Genomic DNA, 15,725 nt, shown 5'->3' on the forward strand with positions numbered 1-15,725 from the left:
TTTCGTGGCGACCCAAGCCCCAACTTGCATCGGATCGCCACGTTTCGCCGCACAGGGGCGTAACGATCCGGCCGGCCGGGGACGGATAACGAAAAGGGCCGCCCGGTCGCCCGGACGGCCCCTCGCCAGAATAGCCGAAATCGGCTGATTACATGGCGTTGGTCATGCCGGCTTCGTTCGACATCATGGTGTCGTTCGACATCATCATGCTGTCGTTCGACATCATCATGGTGTCGTTGCCCATGGCGCCGTCAACGGCGGTCATGTTGTCCGACATCGTGCCGTCCATCATGTCGGTCGAGTTCAGGTCGGTGATGGTCGCGTTGTCGGCGGTGGTTTCGGTGTTGCCGCCGCAAGCCGACAGCGCCAGCGCCGCGCCGGCGATGATCGAACCGGTCAGGATCTTCGAGAATGCACGCATGGTAAGCTCCCTAAGCTATGGATAGGCGGCGTTTCTTTTGCCGTTAATACCCAATCCGTGCTGGACATTAGTCGAAGGGGTGCTTGCCCTCAAGCCTCTTTCGCAGGGGGGTACAGCCCGTCCAGAAAAGCCGGCAACCCGGCGGCGAGCGCTGCATCGAACATTCCCGGGTCGACCGTCTTTCCAAGCGCCGCTGCGCTGGTCACGGGAAATTCGGCGATCCCACACGGGACGATGCCCCCGAAATGTGACAAATCTGGGGCCAGATTGACCGAAAATCCGTGCAGCGTCGCCCAGCGGCGCACCCGTACGCCGATCGCGCCGATCTTCGCTTCGGTGCCGCCATCGGACGTCCAGATGCCGATGCGATCGGGCACGGCATAGGCATGGATGTCGAAGGTCGCCAGCGCACCGATCACCCACGACTCCACCGCATGGACGAAGCGGCGCACGTCGCGTCCGCGCCGCGTCAGGTCGAGCATCAGGTAACCGATCCGCTGGCCAGGACCGTGATAGGTGTAGCGCCCGCCGCGCCCCGCGGCATGAACGGGAAAGCGCGGGTCGAGCAACTCGGCGGGGTCGGCGCTGGTGCCGGCGGTGTAGAGCGGCGGATGTTCAAGCAGCCAGATCATTTCGGCCGCCATGCCATCGGCGATCGCGGTCGCGCGGGTCTCCATGGTCGCCAGCGCCACGGGGTAGTCGATCTGTCCGGTTTCGGGGCGCCATTCGATCTGCTGCGCGGTCGCGACGGGCGGGACGTGGGGGTCAGGGGCCATTTTCATTCAGGATCAGGATGGGTAGAGCTTCCATCGGATAAAAGGGGAGCAAGTGCAACGATGGCAAAGATCGGGACGATCTGGGACCGCGCCGTGGATTTCGTGCGCGACCATGCCGGCGAACTGATGCCGGTGCTGCTGGTCACGCAATTCGCGGTGCCGGCGCTCAGCGGCAGCCTGAACGGCGTCCGCGCCGATGCGACTGGCGGCATGGCGGCGCTACTGGGAGTTTTGTCGCTGGTGACCGCCGTCGTGTCGCTATGGGGCGCGCTCTATCTGGTCGCGTTCTCGGCGCAGCCCAACGGACAGGAACAGCATCGCGTCGCGCTGTCGCTGGCCCGCACGCGCTTCCTGCCGATGATCGGGGTCAGCATCGTGCTGATGGCGATCCTGGCGGTGCTGGCGATCCCCGGAGTCGTCCTGGCCGTTGCGAGCGGATTCGACTTCACATCGGTGATGAACGGCGTGCCGCCCCAGCCCTCGGAAATCGGCAAGCTCGGCTTCGCGCTGCTGTATTTCTTTGTGCTCGCGTTGTTCCTGCTGTGGGTGTCGGCCCGGTTGCTGCCGATCAACGCCGTGGTCGCGCATGAGCGGCGGGGCGTCGGCGCGATCGGCCGCGCCTTCGCCGTGACGCGCGGCATGACGTTCAAGCTGATCGGCGTGCTGATCCTCTACGGCATCGTCGCCGGCGTCGCGGTGTCGGCGGCGCAGTTCGTGGTCGGCGGCCTGATCGGGCTGTTCACCGCCAACGACGGTGGCCTGTCGCCGGCCATCATCGCCGGGGCGTTTGCCGTGGCAGCGGTCAGCGCGGCGCTGGCGCTGTACCAGAGCGCGTTCGTCGGCAAGCTGTACCGCGAAGTCGTCGGCCAGCAGGACGACGCGGCCGTCTTCGCATGAGGTTGAACGTCGCGGCCGCCTGTCACGACGCGGTACAGATCTGGAAGCGGGACCGCGACGTGATCGCCGCGGTCGGGGGCGTGTTCTTCTTCCTGCCTAATCTGGCGTTGGCGCTGTTCATGCGCGAGTCGAGCGTTACGGTACCGGTCGAGCCGAAGGACGATCAGGCACTGATGGCGTCGATGCAGTCCTTCCTGGTCGACAATGCCCCGTTACTGGCGTTTCAGATGGTTGCGGAACTGGTCGGCGTCGCCGTGCTGCTCGCGCTGCTGCTCGATCCGGCGCGGCCCACCGTCGGCGACGCGCTGCGGATCGTCGCGCGGCGGTTGCCGGTACTGATCGCCGCGACGATGCTACTCAACATCGCGTTGGTGTGCGGCGTGGCGCTGTTCATCGTGCCCGGGCTCTATGTCATCGGTCGCGCGGCGATGGTGATGCCGGTGCTGCTGGCCGAGCCGGAGCGGCGGTTCGGCGATGCGGTCGGGCGGGCGCTCGATCTGACGCGCGGTCGGGTCCTGCAACTGCTGTCGCTCTGGGCGCTGATCCACCTTGGCGCCTATTTCATCCAGTCGGCGCTGCAGAGCATCGCCCGCGCGGCGTCGGCGGGCGGGACCAATCCGTTTACCGCCGGCATCATCGCGATCGCGATCTCGGCAATGTCGATGGCGGCGGCTATCGCCTATACGCTGGTCCGCGCGACGATCTACCGCCGGCTAGCCAGCAAGGGGTAATGCGCGCCGCAATCGTCGGGCAACGCCCCGGCGATTCGCGGGTCGGCGAAGGTTTCGATGGTGCGCTGGTACGGCACGAAGCCCGACCGGCGATAGAAGCCAAGCGCGCCGGGATGGTCGAGCGTGCAGGTATGCACCCATACCCGCCGCACGTCCTTCGCCCACGCCATCGCCAGCGCATGCGCCATCAGCCAGCGGCCATGGCCCTTGCCGGCCAGTTCGGGGATCAGGCCGACATAGGACAGCTCGCATTCGCCCGCCGTGCGAAAGTCGAGTTCGAGCATCCCGATCTCGATCCCCGCGCGGTCGACCACGGCCCAGATGCGGACGGCATCGTCGTGGATGATCGCGGTCAGCCGGTCGTCGTCCATCACCAGCCGCGAAAACCACAGCCACGGCCCGCCGACCCGCCGGAACAGCGCGCGATACCGATCGACGCCCGGCCTTTCCCAGCGCACCAGCCGCAGCGGAGAGGGCGGCAGCGGGGCGGGGCGCGGCCGCTCCAGCATCTCCAGCGAGGTGACGATGGTCGCGACCTCGCCCGGCTTGACCGGTATCAACCCCATGGCGTCAGCTCCAGGTCGCGAGCGGCGGCAGGCTCATCAGGATCGCATCGATATTGCCGCCAGTCTTCAGGCCGAACAGCGTGCCGCGATCATAGACCAGGTTGAACTCGGCATAGCGGCCGCGCCATTCGAGCTGTCGCGCCCGGTCGGCATCGTCATAGGGCATCGCCCTGCGCCGCCGCACCAGCTGCGGATAGATCGACAGGAACGCCTCTCCAACATCCCGGGTGAAGGCGAAATCACCGTCCCAATCATTGCCCAGATGGTCGTAGAAAATGCCACCGACGCCGCGATGGACGCCGCGATGCGGGATGTAGAAATAGTCGTCGGCCCATTGTTTGAATTTGGGGTAATGCGCCGGATCGTGCGCGTCGCACGCCGCCTGCATCGCGGCATGGAAATCCGCGGTGTCCTCCGCATAGGGGATGGGCGGGTTGAGATCGGCTCCGCCGCCGAACCAGCGCTTCGTCGTCACGAGGAAGCGGGTGTTCATGTGCACCGCGGGGACATGCGGATTGGTCATGTGCGCGACGAGGCTGATGCCGGTCGCGAAGAAGCGCGGGTCGTCCGCCGCGCCGTGGATCGACTTGGCGAATTCGCCCTCGAAGGTGCCGCCGACGGTCGAGACGTTCACACCGACCTTTTCGAAGACCTTTCCCTTCATCACGCCCCGCACGCCGCCGCCGCCCGGCGCACCCGACGGATCGACCCGGTCCCATGGGGTATAGGCGAAGGCGGCGTCCGATCCCGCCTCGCGTTCGATCGCTTCGAACGCGGAGCAGATGCGGTCGCGCAGCGATTCGAACCAGGTACGGGCGGATTGTTGCTGGAGATCGAGCGGTTGCATGGCACGCGACTTAGGCCGGAACGCACGCGCTCGCAAAGCCTCTCGTTATGAGCACAGGAAACCGGTGTCAAAAACGGGGTCGACGTCAGCAGGGTTCGCCGGTAGAAGAGGCGCCAATCAGAGCGAGGAATGCCGGTTCGGCCGCCAAAGGCCGCTGATACCGGTTACCATCAGGAGAGAGTGATGTTCGACCGTACCTATTATGCCACCCACCCGGACATGATGGAATGCGTGTCGAACGAGGAGCTGCGCGACCGCTACCTGATCGACGGGCTGTTCCGCGAGGGCGAGTGCGTGCTGAACTACACCCATGCCGACCGGTTCGTGATCGGCGGTGTGGCGGTCGGCGATGCGCCGGTGAAGCTGCCAGCGCAGACCGAGCCGAAATCGGCGGAGGGCCATCCGTTCCTCGAACGCCGTGAGATGGCGGTGGTCAATGTCGGTTCGGCCGAGGGCAGCGTGACCGTCGACGGTGAGGTGTTCATCCTTGGCAACAAGGACTGCGTCTACGTCACCATGGGTGCGGTCGACGTCGAGTTTGCAGGCAAGGGTGCGCGCTTCTACATCGCGTCGTGCCCCGCGCATAAGGGCTTCACCACCCGCAAGCTGGGCATCGCCGATGCCAACGCGCTCGATCGCGGCAGCCTCGAGGAATCGAACGAGCGGACGATCTACCAGCTGGTCATTCCCGGCGTGTGCGATTCGGCGCAGCTGGTGATGGGCCTGACCGTGCTGAAGCCCGGCAGCGTGTGGAACACCATGCCGCCGCACATCCACGAACGCCGCAGCGAGATTTATTTCTACTTCGAACTGCCCACCGACAATGACAAGGTGTTCCATTACATGGGCGAGGGCGAAGCAATGCGCCACATCGTCATGGGGAACGAAGAGGCCGTCATCAGCCCGCCCTGGTCGGTGCATATGGGGTCGGGCACCCGCGCCTATGCCTTCATCTGGGCGATGGCTGGGGAGAACCAGGACTATACCGACATGAAGGTGCTCGACATCTGCCAGTTGGCGTGAGTTGACCCCTGGGGATCCCCGCCTGCGCGGGTATACGCGATGCGAATGAACGGGCGCCGCGCGATAGCCTGCATCCCGCCCGAGCGGGAAACCAAGGAGTTGCCATGAATCCCTTCGATCTTTCGGGCCGGGTCGCGGCCGTCACCGGGGCCAATACCGGTATCGGTCAGGCGATCGCCGTCGCCCTGGCCACCGCCGGTGCCGATGTCGCCCTGATTGGCCGCACGCCCGCCACCGACACAGCCGAACAGGTCCGCGCGCTCGGCCGCCGGGCGGAAATCGTCTCCGCCGACCTGTCGACCATCGCGCCGGTCGATCGGGTCGTGGCGGAGACGCTGGAAAGGCTCGGGCGGCTCGACATCCTGGTCAACAATGCCGGGATCATCCGCCGCGCCGATGCGGTCGACTTTACCGAGGAGGACTGGGACGCCGTGGTCGACACCAACCTCAAATCGGTGTTCTTCCTGTGTCAGGCCGCCGGGCGCCACATGATCGCGCAAGGGCAGGGGCGCATCATCAATATCGCGTCGATGCTGACCTTTCAGGGCGGGGTGCGCGTACCGAGCTATACCGCGTCCAAATCGGGTATCGGTGGCCTCACCAAACTGCTGGCGAACGAATGGGCGAAGCACGGCGTCACGGTGAACGCTATCGCGCCGGGCTATATCGCGACCAACAACACCGCTGCGTTGCAGGCGGACCCTGCGCGCAATGCCGCGATCCTTGACCGTATTCCGGCGGGACGCTGGGGGAACCCAGGCGATCTGGGCGGGGCGGCGGTGTTCCTGGCGTCCGATGCCGCGGCCTATGTGCAGGGGCATATCCTTGCGGTCGATGGCGGGTGGCTGGCGCGATGATCCTGTGTTTCGGCGAATTGCTGCTGCGGCTGACCGCGCCGGGCCGCGAATTGTTGATGCAGACCGGGCGGTTCGACGTCCATGTCGGCGGGGCGGAGGCCAATGTCGCGGTCGGGCTCGCCAGTTTGGGCCATGCGAGCGCGATGGTCAGCGCGGTGCCCGACAATCCGTTGGGGCGCGGTGCCATTGCCGCCGTCCGCGCGCAGGGCGTCGATTGTTCGCGCGTCGTAACCCGCGAGGGGCGGATGGGGCTGTATTTCCTCAGCCCCGGCGCGGGCCTCAGGGCGTCCGACATCGTCTATGACCGTGCCGGATCGAGCTTTGCCACGACCCCGGCGGCGGCCTGGGACTGGGACGCACTGCTGGCGGGCTGCACGCGGCTGCACTTGTCGGGCATCACGCCGGCGCTGGGTCACGAAACCGCGCACGCCGCCATCGCCGCCGCCGAAGCGGCCCGGGCGCGCGGGCTGACCGTCTCGTTCGACGGCAATTACCGCGCCCGGCTGTGGGAGGCGTGGGACAGCGACCCGCGCGCTGTGCTGACCCGGTTGGTGTCGATGGCGGACCTGCTGTTCGGAAACCATCGCGACGTCTCGCTGCTGCTGGGTAAGCAATTTTCGGGCGATGGTGAGGACCGGCGGCGCGAAGCGGCCGAGGCGGCGTTCGCGGCCTTTCCGAACCTCCGCCACATCGCCTCGACCGCGCGGCATGTCGACGATGCCGACCGGCACCGGCTGTCGGCGCGGATCGATATGCCGACGGGCGCGGTACAGATCGGGGAGGTCGCGATCTCCGGCATCGTCGACCGGATCGGCGGCGGCGACGCCTTTGCCAGCGGCGTGCTGCACGCCCTGATGTCGGGCCGGGACGAAGCGACCGCCGCCGAATGGGGGCTGGCGGTCGCCGCGCTCAAACATTCGCTGCCGGGCGATTTCAACCTGTTCCGTCAGGCAGATATCGATGATTTCCTGTCCGGCGGACTGGACGTTCGACGCTGATCCGAGCATAGCGGGCCGGGGGAACGGCCGGTGGGGCGCCACGTTCTGCCATGGATGCGAGGCGACGTGGAACAGGGGCGTGACACGAGCGGGCAGGCGGCGAGCGACGACCGCCGTATCGCGCTGGAAATCGCCGGCGCGGATGGCGGGACCGATCCGTTCGTCGCGGCGGTGCGGGCGACCCGCATGCCGATGCTCATCACCGATCCGCGGCTGCCCGACAATCCGGTGGTTTTCGTCAACGACGCCTTCTGCCGCCTGACGGGTTATGCTCGCGCGGAGATTATCGGGCGGAATTGTCGTTTCCTGCAGGGTGACGACAGCGACCCCGCGACGGTCGCGCAGATCCGCGCGGCGGTGGCGGCGGTGCGGTCGATCGAGATCGACATCCGCAACTATCGCAAGGACGGCACGCCGTTCTGGAACCGCCTGTTGCTGGCTCCGGTGCACGATGCCGATGGCCGCCTCGCCTATTTCTTTGCCAGCCAGCTCGACGTTACGCTCGAACGCGAACGGATGGAGGGGCTCGAATCGAGCAACGCCGCGCTGCTGGCCGAACTCGCCGGCCGCTTTCGCGAGCAGGAGGAGCGCGAGCGCGAGATGCTGTTCGCGCTGGAGGCCGGGCGCTTCGGCACCTGGTCGTTCGACCGCGCGACGCGCCAGCTGACGATGTCGGCAATCTGCCGGACCAATTTCGGCTTCGACGCCGATTATCCGCCCTCGACGGCGGAGGTGTCGGCGATCCTACATCCCGATGATCGGGCGGCGGCGGTAGCGGCGATCGAGGCGAGCTTTGCCGGCGAACCGCTGGAGATCGAGGTCCGCATCCGTCCCGGCGATGGCGAGGTGCGCTGGATCGCCAGCCGGGGGCAGCCGACGCTGGATGCCGATGGCGAGGTCGTGCGGCTGACCGGCGTGTCGATCGACGTCACCGTTTACAAGCGGCTGGAGCGGATGCGCGCGGCGATGGCCGAACTGAATGACGCGCTGCGCCTGCTCGACGATCCGGTCGACATGGGCGTCACCGCGGCGCGGATCATCGGCGAGGCGCTGGGCGTCGACCGGGTCGGCTATGGGCTGGTCGATCGGGCGGCGGAGACGATCACGATCGAGCGCGACTGGAACGCGCCGGGCGTGCGCAGCTTGGCGGGGGTGCTGAACTTCCGCGATTATGGCAGTTACATCGACGATCTGAAGCGCGGCGAGACGGCGATCGTCGAGGATGCCCGGCTGGACCCGCGCACGGCCGACACGGCGGCGCAGCTGGAGTCGATCAACGCCCGCGCCTTCATCAACATGCCCCTGACCGAACTGGGCGGGCTGGTCGCGCTGATCTACACCAACCATGGCGAACCGCGGACGTGGCGCGATGACGAGATCGCCTTCGTCCGCGAGGTCGCCGAACGCACCCGCGCGGCCACGGAACGCCGCCGCGCCGAGCGCGAGCTGGCGGCGCTGGCCGAATCGCTGGAGGAACAGGTCGTCGACCGGACCAAGGCACTGGTCACCGCGCAGGACGCGCTGCGCCAGAGCCAGAAGATGGAGGCGATCGGCCAGTTGACCGGCGGCGTGGCGCACGATTTCAACAACCTGCTGACCATCGTCCGTTCGTCCGTCGACCTGCTGCGCCAGCCCACGCTCACCGACGAACGGCGGGAGCGCTATCTGGCGGCGATCAGCGATACGGTGGACCGCGCAGCGAAGCTGACCGGGCAGTTGCTGGCCTTTGCCCGCCGCTCGGCGCTGCAACCGGCGGTCTTCGACGTCAACGAAGCGGTCGCCAATCTGGGCGATATCGTCCGGACCCTTGCCGGCTCACGGATCGAGGTGACGATCCGGCCGTGTGATGCGGACGTGTTCGTCGATGCCGATCCGAACCAGTTCGACACCGCCATCGTCAATTTCGCCGCCAATGCCCGCGACGCGATGCAGGGGGAGGGGTGCCTGACCCTGTCCGTCGACCGGGTGGATGGTATTCCGGCCGGGCCGGGCGCGCCGGCGCTGCCCGGCCAGTTCGTCGTGATCACGGTCGGCGATACCGGCAGCGGCATCGACGACGAAACGCTGACCCGCATCTTCGAACCCTTCTTCACGACGAAGGAACTGGGGAAGGGGACGGGACTGGGGCTGAGCCAGGTGTTCGGCTTTGCCAAGCAGTCGGGCGGCGAGGTTCGTGCCCGCAGCGTGCCCGGACATACCGAATTCGCGCTCTATCTCCCGCAGGTCCTCTCGCCCGAGCGAAGCGATGCGCCGGCGCGCGAGGTGCCGGTGTCGCTGGCAGGCAACGGCCTGCGCGTGCTGGTGGTCGAGGATAATGTCGCGGTCGGCACCACCACGACCCAGGCACTGGAAGCGCAGGGGTTCGTGCCGGAGCATGTCGTCGACGGACAGGCGGCGCTGGCGGTGCTCGGCGAGCGGCCGGACGGGTTCGATATCGTGTTTTCCGACGTGATGATGCCGGGCATCGACGGCGTCGAACTGGCTGCGCGGCTGCGCGAACGCCATCCCGGCCTGCCGGTGCTGCTGACCAGCGGCTATAGCGACGTCATCGTCCGGCACGGCACGATGGGGTTCGACCTGCTGCACAAGCCCTATACGATCGGCCAGTTGATCGCCGCGCTGCGCCGGGTCGCGGGGCGTTGACCCCCTCCGCCGCCGCGCCCGCGCGCGGCTTCGTCCCGCTCTACACGCTGGCCTATTGCGGGCTGTTCGTCGCGTTCATGCCGTTCGTGTCGATCCTGTTGCAGGTGAAGGTCGTCGCGATCGATCCAGCGAACCGCGTCGCGCTGCTGGGCTGGGCGGTACTGGGCGGGGCGGTCGTCGCCAGTGTCGCGAACATTGCCGCCGGCTGGTTGAGCGACTGGCATTGGCGTCGAACCCGTAGCCGCCGCCTGCCGATCGCTGCCGGTTTGTTGCTGCTGGCGCTGGCGTTCGCGGCGATCCACCGGGCCGTTGACCGGACCACGTTGCTGGTTGCCATCGGCTTTTGGCAGGTTGCCTTGAACCTGATGTTCGCGCCGATGGTCGCGGTGATGGCCGACGAAGTGCCCGATGCGCAGAAAGGACGGGTATCGGGCCTGCTCGGCATATCGCACCCGATCGGCGTATTGTCCGCCGCCGCCGTCACCGTGCCGCTATTCCCGACCGAAGGCACCCGCTTCGCCGCCAATGTCGCGCTGGCCGCGCTGCTGATCGTGCCGTTCCTGCTATTCGCGCGCGAACGCGGGGCGGGGGGCGGCGGCGCGCCGATCGAGGCCGAGGCGGCGGCGGTCGTGCGCGGTGACCTGATCCGGGCGTGGATCGCGCGGCTGGCGATGCAGGTCGCGGGCAATGGCCTGACCGCCTATGCCTTTTTCCACTTCGCCGACCGGTGGCGCGGCAGCGGCGACGCGGCGGGGCCGGTAGCGCAGGCGATGGCGATCGTCACCGCCGTGGTCGTGGTCGCGACGATCGTCGCCGGGCGCTGGTCGGATCGGATCGGTGGCCGCAAGCCGTTCCTGGGCGGCGCGACGCTGCTGGTGATTGCCGGGCTAATCGGCATGGCGGTGGCGTCCGGCTTTATCGGCGCGGTCGTCGGCTATGGCATTGCGCAGACCGGACTGTCGGTGTTCCTGGCACTGCATTCGGCACTGGCGATGCAGATGCTGCCGTCGCCCGAGACGCGCGGGCGCGACCTGGCGGTGCTCAACCTCACCAATACCTTGCCCGCCTGCGTCCCGCCGCTGCTGGCCGCGCTGGTGCCTGCTGGGGCGGGGCTGGGCGCGGTATTCGTGGTGCTGGCGCTGGTGGCCGGGCTGGGTGGTGGTACCGCGCTGGCGATCCGTTCGGAGCGCTGACCGCCTTCGTGCGTTGCCCGGTTAGTCGATAGCCGGGAGTGCCGCATGATCCGCCTGTTTCACGTCAGCGACGTTCATTTCGGGGCGGAGGACAAGGCGGCGATCGCGTGGTTCGGCGACGCGGTGCGGCGCGAACAGCCCGATGCGGTCATCATGACCGGCGACCTGACCATGCGCGCGCGCACCGCCGAGTTCGAAGCGGCGGCCGAGTGGCTGGAGAGCCTGGGCCGGCCGGTCACCGTGGAGGTCGGCAACCACGACCTGCCGCTCTACAATCTGTTCGCCCGGTTCGTGAAACCCTACAAGCGCTATCGCCGGCTGGAGCGGATGATCGAGCGTCCGCTGGAGATCGACGGCGTTGCGATCGTGCCGCTCAAGACGACCGCGCGGTTCCAGTTTCGCTGGGACTGGTCGAAGGGCTATGTCGGCGACAAGGCGCTGGCGCGGACGCTGGAGCTGATGCGGAAGGTGCCGAAGGGTGACCTGATCTTCATCGCGGCGCATCATCCGCTGATCGATGTCGGTACCAAATCGAGCGGCGAGACGCAGGGCGGCATGGTCGCGCTGGATGCCGTGGTCGCGGCGGGCGCGCATGCCGTGCTGTCGGGCCATGTCCACGACCCGTTCGACATCCCCTATCGCACCGCCGCCGGACGATTGCGGATGATCGGCGCCGGCACCCTGTCGACCCGCACCCGCGCCGATCCGCCGTCGTTCAACGAAATCCGGATCGAAAACGGGCAGTTCGAAACGATTGCGCGCAAGATGGGCGTTTCCGACGAACCGGTGACCGCGCAGGCCGACTGATCCGCTTCGACGCCAGCCCGGACTTGATCCGGGGTGACGGCGGGCGTTGCCTTACGAAAGGCGCTGCCCGATCAACGTGCCCTTGGTCCCCCGATTGACCAGTTCGAACCGGAAGTTTGGCCAGCGGCGGCGCCAGCGCTGGGCGACGACCCGCTCGCCCGGACGCGCACCGTCATCCAGCATCACGACTCCGCCGACCGGCAGCCGATCGAACAGCGTTTCCGCCGCGCCGCGCACATAAGGGTGGATCGTCCATGGGGGGCCGTCGATCAGCAGCAGGTCGACCTGATCGGGCAGCGCATCAATGTCGTACCACACGCCCGGCCAGTCGCCCGGCGCCGCAACCAGCGGCGCAGCGCGCAGATCGGCATTGATACCATGTTCGCTCAGCCATTCACGCGTCGCATCCACGAAGCCGGCATGCTGGTCGAAGCTGATGAGCTGACCACCGCCATGCTTGGCCAGCGCCGCGCCGGTGACGAGGCTCGATGCGCCGGTGCCCAGCTCGACCACGGTGCGTGGGCGGCTGGCCGCGATGCGCTCGACGATCAGCGAGAGATAGCCGGTATCAGCCTTCCAGCTGCCAAGGTTCGGAAGGGCATCGGGCGCGAGGCTCAAATCGGCCATCAACCGCGCCTTGTCGGCCTTCTTCCCGCCCGACAGGCTGCGCAGCAGCCAAGGCCACTGGATCGCACCGAACGCGATGGTGAACAATTTGTCCGACAGGCTGCGGCGCAGTTCGTCGGGCCAAAGGTCCGAATCGGCAAGCGGCAGCAGCGAAGTCTTGGCACGCGAGGTCATGGCGTCTCTTGGGTTGTTCCGCCAGCGCGCGGACGGGCTCTCGCTATACCGTTACGTCCCCAACGAAAAGGGCGGCCCGATACCGGACCGCCCCAAATCGACCGCGACTGGCCGCAAACGGGAACTTTTTGCGCTCCCGTTCGTGCCAAATGCGATTAGCGCTTCGAGAACTGGAAGCTGCGGCGGGCCTTCGCCTTGCCGTACTTCTTACGCTCGACCGCGCGGCTGTCGCGGGTCAGGAACCCGGCGGCCTTGACGGGCGCGCGCAGGATCGGCTCGTAGCGGGTCAGCGCCTGGCTGATGCCATGCTTGACCGCGCCGGCCTGACCCGACAGGCCGCCGCCCTTGACGGTGCAGATCACGTCATACTGACCATTGCGGTCGGCGACGCCGAACGGCTGGTTGATGACGAGACGCAGCGTCGGACGCGCGAAATAGACTTCCTGGTCACGACCGTTGATCGTGATCTTGCCCGAACCCGGCTTCAGCCAGACGCGCGCAACGGCGTCCTTGCGGCGGCCGGTGGCATAGGCGCGACCATATTGGTCGATTTCCTGCGCACGCAGCGGGGTGGTCGGCGCGGCGGGAGCGGCGGGCGCTTCACCGGCGGTGTCGCCCTGCGGAGCCGACGCCTGCGGCGCGGCGGCGGCCGGTGCCTGCTGACCGGTCAGGTTCGCGAGGTCGGAAAGGGACTGGCGGTTGTCGGACATTATGCGCCCACCTTGTTCTTGCGGTTCATGCCCGCGATGTCGAGAACCTCGGGGTTCTGCGCTTCATGCGGATGCTCGGCACCCTTGAAGATGCGCAGGTTGCGCATCTGCTGACGACCCAGCGGGCCACGCGGGATCATCCGCTCGACGGCCTTTTCCAGGACGCGCTCGGGGAAACGACCTTCGAGGACCTTTTCGGCGGTGACCGCCTTGATGCCGCCGGCATAGCCGGTGTGCTTGTAGTAGGTCTTCGTCTTCGCCTTGTTCGAGGTGAAGCGGATCTTGTCGGCATTGATGACGACGACATTGTCACCGCAATCGACGTGCGGGGTGAACGACGTCTTGTGCTTGCCGCGCAGCACGTTGGCGATGATCGTCGCCGCGCGACCGACCACCAGGCCGTCGGCATCGACGATATGCCACTTCTTTTCCACCTCGTGCGGCTTGGCCGACTTGGTGGTCTTCATGAGCGCCTTCATGGGCGTTGGACCTTTCGGATATATGACGCGCCCGCCCCGAACCGGAGTGGTGCGAACGCCGGGCAATTGCCGAACGGCAGGTGAAAAGTCAAGCAAAGTGCGGCTTTGCTGACGGGTATCTAAATACCCTATAACGGTCGCTGGGTGATCCGGGTGGTGGCGATCGACGTCGCGTTGTCGCTGTCGATGCGGACGGTCGTCTGTTGGGTGAGGATCATGCCGGTGGTCGCGTCGACCCGCCGGGTGATCGTGCTGATCCGCCGGCCGCTGGCCTTGCCGCCGCTAGCCACCACATCGCCCGACAGCCGCTGTTCCTCGACCAGCGCGTTGCCCTGCGCATGGATTCGTTCGGTGCCGGTCACCTCCGATCCGCCATCGAACGGCGGCGTCGCCCGTTGGCGGATGTCATGCTGGGCCACGACGCCGCGACGCACCACGTCCGGTGCCAGCAGGGTCGTCAGCATCGAACCCAGCATCGCCACCTGCTGCCGTTCCGGCATCGTGCGCAGCGGCGCGGTCAGCCGCTGCAGCATCGCCTTCTTCGCCGGATCGCCGCCGTCCTGCGCGGCAACCGCGTCGATCAGGGCGGTCCACACCGTCTCGCGGTCGACGACCCCCGTCACCTCCCCGCGATCGGACAGACGATAGACGATCGGCCGCCCCTTCAGCGTGGCGAAGGCACGCTCGAACATCGCGCCCGGCCCATCCGACAACCCACCCGCGACCGAATCGATGGTAAGTTGCGCGACGAGACCATCGGGCGTCCGGCGGAACCGGACCGTCCGGTCGGTGGCATAGCGGCGGATCGTGCCTGCCTCGTCACGCTCCTGTTCGATATGGTAGCGATACTCGGTGTCGAGCGCCGGGACGAAGCCGGTCGCGACCGCCGCTTCGACCGCCGGCGCCGGAGGGGGGAGCAGCATCAGCGGCGTCCGGTGGCGTGCGCACCCCAGGTCGTCGCGATCACCAGCAGGGCACCGACCAGCTGGTGCAGCGCCGCGACCTCGATCCGCACGCCGGTCATCACCGTGCTGATCCCCAGCAGGATCTGGATGCCGAAGGTGGTGTGGATCGCGCGGGCGACCTTGGGATGGCCGGCACGCTTGGCGGCGCGGGCGAGCAGGATCAGCGCAGCGACCGCGACCCATGCCCACCAGCGATGGATGAAGTGGACGACATACGGATCGTTGACGATCGCATCGAGCGCACCCCGCGACCGCCATTCGTCGAGCGGAAAGAAACGCCCGTTCATCAGCGGCCATTGATCGGTCACCAGCCCGGCGTTCAGCCCGGCGACCCACGCGCCGAACAACAGCTGCACGAACAGCACCAAAAGGGTGACGATGCCGATCGTCGTCAGCCGCGCCGGCCGTGCATACCGATCCGCGGCCAGCTCACGCAGGTCTAGCGCGGTCCACACTGTCCCAGCCAGGATCAGCAGCGCGTTCAGCAGATGCACCGACAGGCGGATATGCGACACGTCGGTCCGTACCGACAGGCCGGAGGCCACCATCCACCAGCCGATCGCCCCCTGCAATCCGCCCAGCGCCAGCAGTGCCAGCAGCCGCCCCTTGTAGCCGGTCGGCAGCGCGCCGCGAATCCAGAACCACGCCAGCGGGACGGCAAAGGCGACCCCGACCAGCCGCGCCAGCAGGCGATGGACATATTCCCAGAAGAAGATGCCCTTGAACTGGGCCAGCGTCATGCCCTGGTTCAGCAGCTGATATTCCGGGATTTTCCGGTAATTGGCGAACTCCGCTTCCCATTGTTCGGCATTCAGCGGCGGCAGCGTGCCCGACAGCGGCTTCCATTCGGTGATCGACAGGCCGGATTCGGTCAGCCGCGTGATCCCGCCGACGACGACCATCGCCACCACCAGTGCGGCGACCCACCACAGCCAGCGGGCGACAGCGCCGGGGCGGGCGCGCGAGGGAAGGGGAGGAGCGAGCATCGTAGGTGTCTAGCCGCTGCCGCAG

Annotated in this window: 17 protein-coding genes; 8 read left to right on the forward strand and 9 right to left on the reverse strand. The window is 67.2% G+C overall.

Going from position 1 to position 15,725, the window contains the following annotated elements:
• Positions 1–148: 148 nt before the first annotated feature.
• Together AVT10_RS00830 and lipB are read right to left on the reverse strand one after the other, a co-directional pair.
• Entirely contained in the window at positions 149–421 is a 273-nt protein-coding gene (locus AVT10_RS00830) for a hypothetical protein (RefSeq protein WP_066687061.1), read from the reverse strand.
• Between the two features lie 89 nt (positions 422–510).
• A complete protein-coding gene (lipB, locus tag AVT10_RS00835) occupies positions 511–1,197 on the reverse strand; it encodes a lipoyl(octanoyl) transferase LipB (RefSeq protein WP_066687065.1) in 687 nt (228 codons plus the stop codon).
• A 60-nt stretch (positions 1,198–1,257) separates the two neighbouring features.
• Between lipB and AVT10_RS00840 the strand changes: the two genes are divergently transcribed.
• Positions 1,258–2,094, forward strand: a complete 837-nt coding sequence (locus AVT10_RS00840) for a hypothetical protein (protein WP_066687068.1) — start codon at positions 1,258–1,260, stop codon at positions 2,092–2,094.
• Positions 2,091–2,825 (forward strand): hypothetical protein, encoded by a 735-nt coding sequence (locus tag AVT10_RS00845; protein WP_126012312.1) that lies wholly within the window; start codon positions 2,091–2,093, stop codon positions 2,823–2,825. The genes AVT10_RS00840 and AVT10_RS00845 overlap by 4 nt, the downstream gene beginning before the upstream one ends.
• Here AVT10_RS00845 and AVT10_RS00850 read toward each other — a convergent pair.
• Positions 2,798–3,391, reverse strand: a complete 594-nt coding sequence (locus tag AVT10_RS00850) for a GNAT family N-acetyltransferase (protein ID WP_066687074.1) — start codon at positions 3,389–3,391, stop codon at positions 2,798–2,800. The two genes, AVT10_RS00845 and AVT10_RS00850, sit on opposite strands and share 28 nt — an antisense overlap.
• Before the next feature lie 4 nt (positions 3,392–3,395).
• A complete protein-coding gene (gene hemF / locus AVT10_RS00855) occupies positions 3,396–4,238 on the reverse strand; it encodes an oxygen-dependent coproporphyrinogen oxidase (RefSeq protein ID WP_066687077.1) in 843 nt (280 codons plus the stop codon).
• Positions 4,239–4,421: 183 nt separating this feature from the next.
• Between hemF and kduI the strand changes: the two genes are divergently transcribed.
• From kduI to AVT10_RS00885, 6 genes are all read left to right on the forward strand, one after another.
• On the forward strand, positions 4,422–5,261 hold the full coding sequence (gene kduI, locus AVT10_RS00860; protein ID WP_066687080.1) for a 5-dehydro-4-deoxy-D-glucuronate isomerase: 840 nt from the start codon (positions 4,422–4,424) through the stop codon (positions 5,259–5,261).
• A 104-nt stretch (positions 5,262–5,365) separates the two neighbouring features.
• The gene (gene kduD, locus AVT10_RS00865) at positions 5,366–6,118 is read left to right on the forward strand and encodes a 2-dehydro-3-deoxy-D-gluconate 5-dehydrogenase KduD (protein WP_066687083.1); all 753 of its coding nucleotides are present in this window, start codon (positions 5,366–5,368) and stop codon (positions 6,116–6,118) included.
• Entirely contained in the window at positions 6,115–7,116 is a 1,002-nt protein-coding gene (locus AVT10_RS00870; protein WP_066687087.1) for a sugar kinase, read from the forward strand. Before kduD ends, AVT10_RS00870 begins: the two co-directional genes overlap by 4 nt.
• Positions 7,117–7,170: 54 nt before the next feature.
• Positions 7,171–9,759: a PAS domain-containing protein gene (locus AVT10_RS00875; protein ID WP_066687089.1), complete on the forward strand. Its 2,589-nt coding sequence runs from the start codon at positions 7,171–7,173 to the stop codon at positions 9,757–9,759.
• The gene (locus AVT10_RS00880; protein ID WP_066687091.1) at positions 9,756–10,952 is read left to right on the forward strand and encodes an MFS transporter; all 1,197 of its coding nucleotides are present in this window, start codon (positions 9,756–9,758) and stop codon (positions 10,950–10,952) included. The genes AVT10_RS00875 and AVT10_RS00880 overlap by 4 nt, the downstream gene beginning before the upstream one ends.
• A 45-nt stretch (positions 10,953–10,997) precedes the next feature.
• Complete coding sequence (locus AVT10_RS00885) at positions 10,998–11,759, forward strand: metallophosphoesterase family protein (protein ID WP_066687093.1); 762 nt, start codon at positions 10,998–11,000, stop codon at positions 11,757–11,759.
• A 51-nt stretch (positions 11,760–11,810) separates the two neighbouring features.
• Here the strand turns inward: AVT10_RS00885 and AVT10_RS00890 are convergent, their stop codons facing one another.
• The 5 genes from AVT10_RS00890 to AVT10_RS00910 all read right to left on the reverse strand — a co-directional run bounded on the left by AVT10_RS00890 (position 11,811) and on the right by AVT10_RS00910 (position 15,700).
• Complete coding sequence (locus AVT10_RS00890) at positions 11,811–12,560, reverse strand: class I SAM-dependent methyltransferase (RefSeq protein ID WP_066687096.1); 750 nt, start codon at positions 12,558–12,560, stop codon at positions 11,811–11,813.
• Between the two features lie 155 nt (positions 12,561–12,715).
• Positions 12,716–13,270 (reverse strand): 30S ribosomal protein S9, encoded by a 555-nt coding sequence (gene rpsI, locus AVT10_RS00895; protein ID WP_084401186.1) that lies wholly within the window; start codon positions 13,268–13,270, stop codon positions 12,716–12,718.
• The gene (rplM, locus tag AVT10_RS00900) at positions 13,270–13,749 is read right to left on the reverse strand and encodes a 50S ribosomal protein L13 (RefSeq protein ID WP_084401188.1); all 480 of its coding nucleotides are present in this window, start codon (positions 13,747–13,749) and stop codon (positions 13,270–13,272) included. The genes rpsI and rplM overlap by 1 nt, the downstream gene beginning before the upstream one ends.
• Before the next feature lie 128 nt (positions 13,750–13,877).
• Positions 13,878–14,672 carry a hypothetical protein gene (locus AVT10_RS00905; RefSeq protein ID WP_066687097.1) on the reverse strand — a complete coding sequence of 265 codons (795 nt, stop codon included), beginning with the start codon at positions 14,670–14,672 and terminating at the stop codon, positions 13,878–13,880.
• Positions 14,672–15,700, reverse strand: a complete 1,029-nt coding sequence (locus AVT10_RS00910; protein ID WP_066687098.1) for a COX15/CtaA family protein — start codon at positions 15,698–15,700, stop codon at positions 14,672–14,674. The genes AVT10_RS00905 and AVT10_RS00910 overlap by 1 nt, the downstream gene beginning before the upstream one ends.
• Positions 15,701–15,725: the final 25 nt, after the last annotated feature.

Source organism: Sphingomonas hankookensis, from assembly GCF_001619955.1.
Taxonomy (GTDB): Bacteria; Pseudomonadota; Alphaproteobacteria; order Sphingomonadales; family Sphingomonadaceae; genus Sphingomonas; species Sphingomonas hankookensis_A.

Coding starts and splice junctions, on each gene's coding strand:
- AVT10_RS00890 (WP_066687096.1), bottom strand. CDS start 12,560: ATGACCTCGCGTGCCAAGACTTCGCTGCTGCCGCTTGCCGATTCGGAC.
- kduD (WP_066687083.1), top strand. CDS start 5,366: ATGAATCCCTTCGATCTTTCGGGCCGGGTCGCGGCCGTCACCGGGGCC.
- AVT10_RS00830 (WP_066687061.1), bottom strand. CDS start 421: ATGCGTGCATTCTCGAAGATCCTGACCGGTTCGATCATCGCCGGCGCG.
- rpsI (WP_084401186.1), bottom strand. CDS start 13,270: ATGTCCGACAACCGCCAGTCCCTTTCCGACCTCGCGAACCTGACCGGT.
- AVT10_RS00875 (WP_066687089.1), top strand. CDS start 7,171: ATGCGAGGCGACGTGGAACAGGGGCGTGACACGAGCGGGCAGGCGGCG.
- kduI (WP_066687080.1), top strand. CDS start 4,422: ATGTTCGACCGTACCTATTATGCCACCCACCCGGACATGATGGAATGC.
- hemF (WP_066687077.1), bottom strand. CDS start 4,238: ATGCAACCGCTCGATCTCCAGCAACAATCCGCCCGTACCTGGTTCGAA.
- rplM (WP_084401188.1), bottom strand. CDS start 13,749: ATGAAGGCGCTCATGAAGACCACCAAGTCGGCCAAGCCGCACGAGGTG.
- AVT10_RS00845 (WP_126012312.1), top strand. CDS start 2,091: ATGAGGTTGAACGTCGCGGCCGCCTGTCACGACGCGGTACAGATCTGG.
- AVT10_RS00910 (WP_066687098.1), bottom strand. CDS start 15,700: ATGCTCGCTCCTCCCCTTCCCTCGCGCGCCCGCCCCGGCGCTGTCGCC.
- AVT10_RS00840 (WP_066687068.1), top strand. CDS start 1,258: ATGGCAAAGATCGGGACGATCTGGGACCGCGCCGTGGATTTCGTGCGC.
- AVT10_RS00850 (WP_066687074.1), bottom strand. CDS start 3,391: ATGGGGTTGATACCGGTCAAGCCGGGCGAGGTCGCGACCATCGTCACC.
- AVT10_RS00905 (WP_066687097.1), bottom strand. CDS start 14,672: ATGCTGCTCCCCCCTCCGGCGCCGGCGGTCGAAGCGGCGGTCGCGACC.
- AVT10_RS00885 (WP_066687093.1), top strand. CDS start 10,998: ATGATCCGCCTGTTTCACGTCAGCGACGTTCATTTCGGGGCGGAGGAC.
- AVT10_RS00870 (WP_066687087.1), top strand. CDS start 6,115: ATGATCCTGTGTTTCGGCGAATTGCTGCTGCGGCTGACCGCGCCGGGC.
- lipB (WP_066687065.1), bottom strand. CDS start 1,197: ATGGCCCCTGACCCCCACGTCCCGCCCGTCGCGACCGCGCAGCAGATC.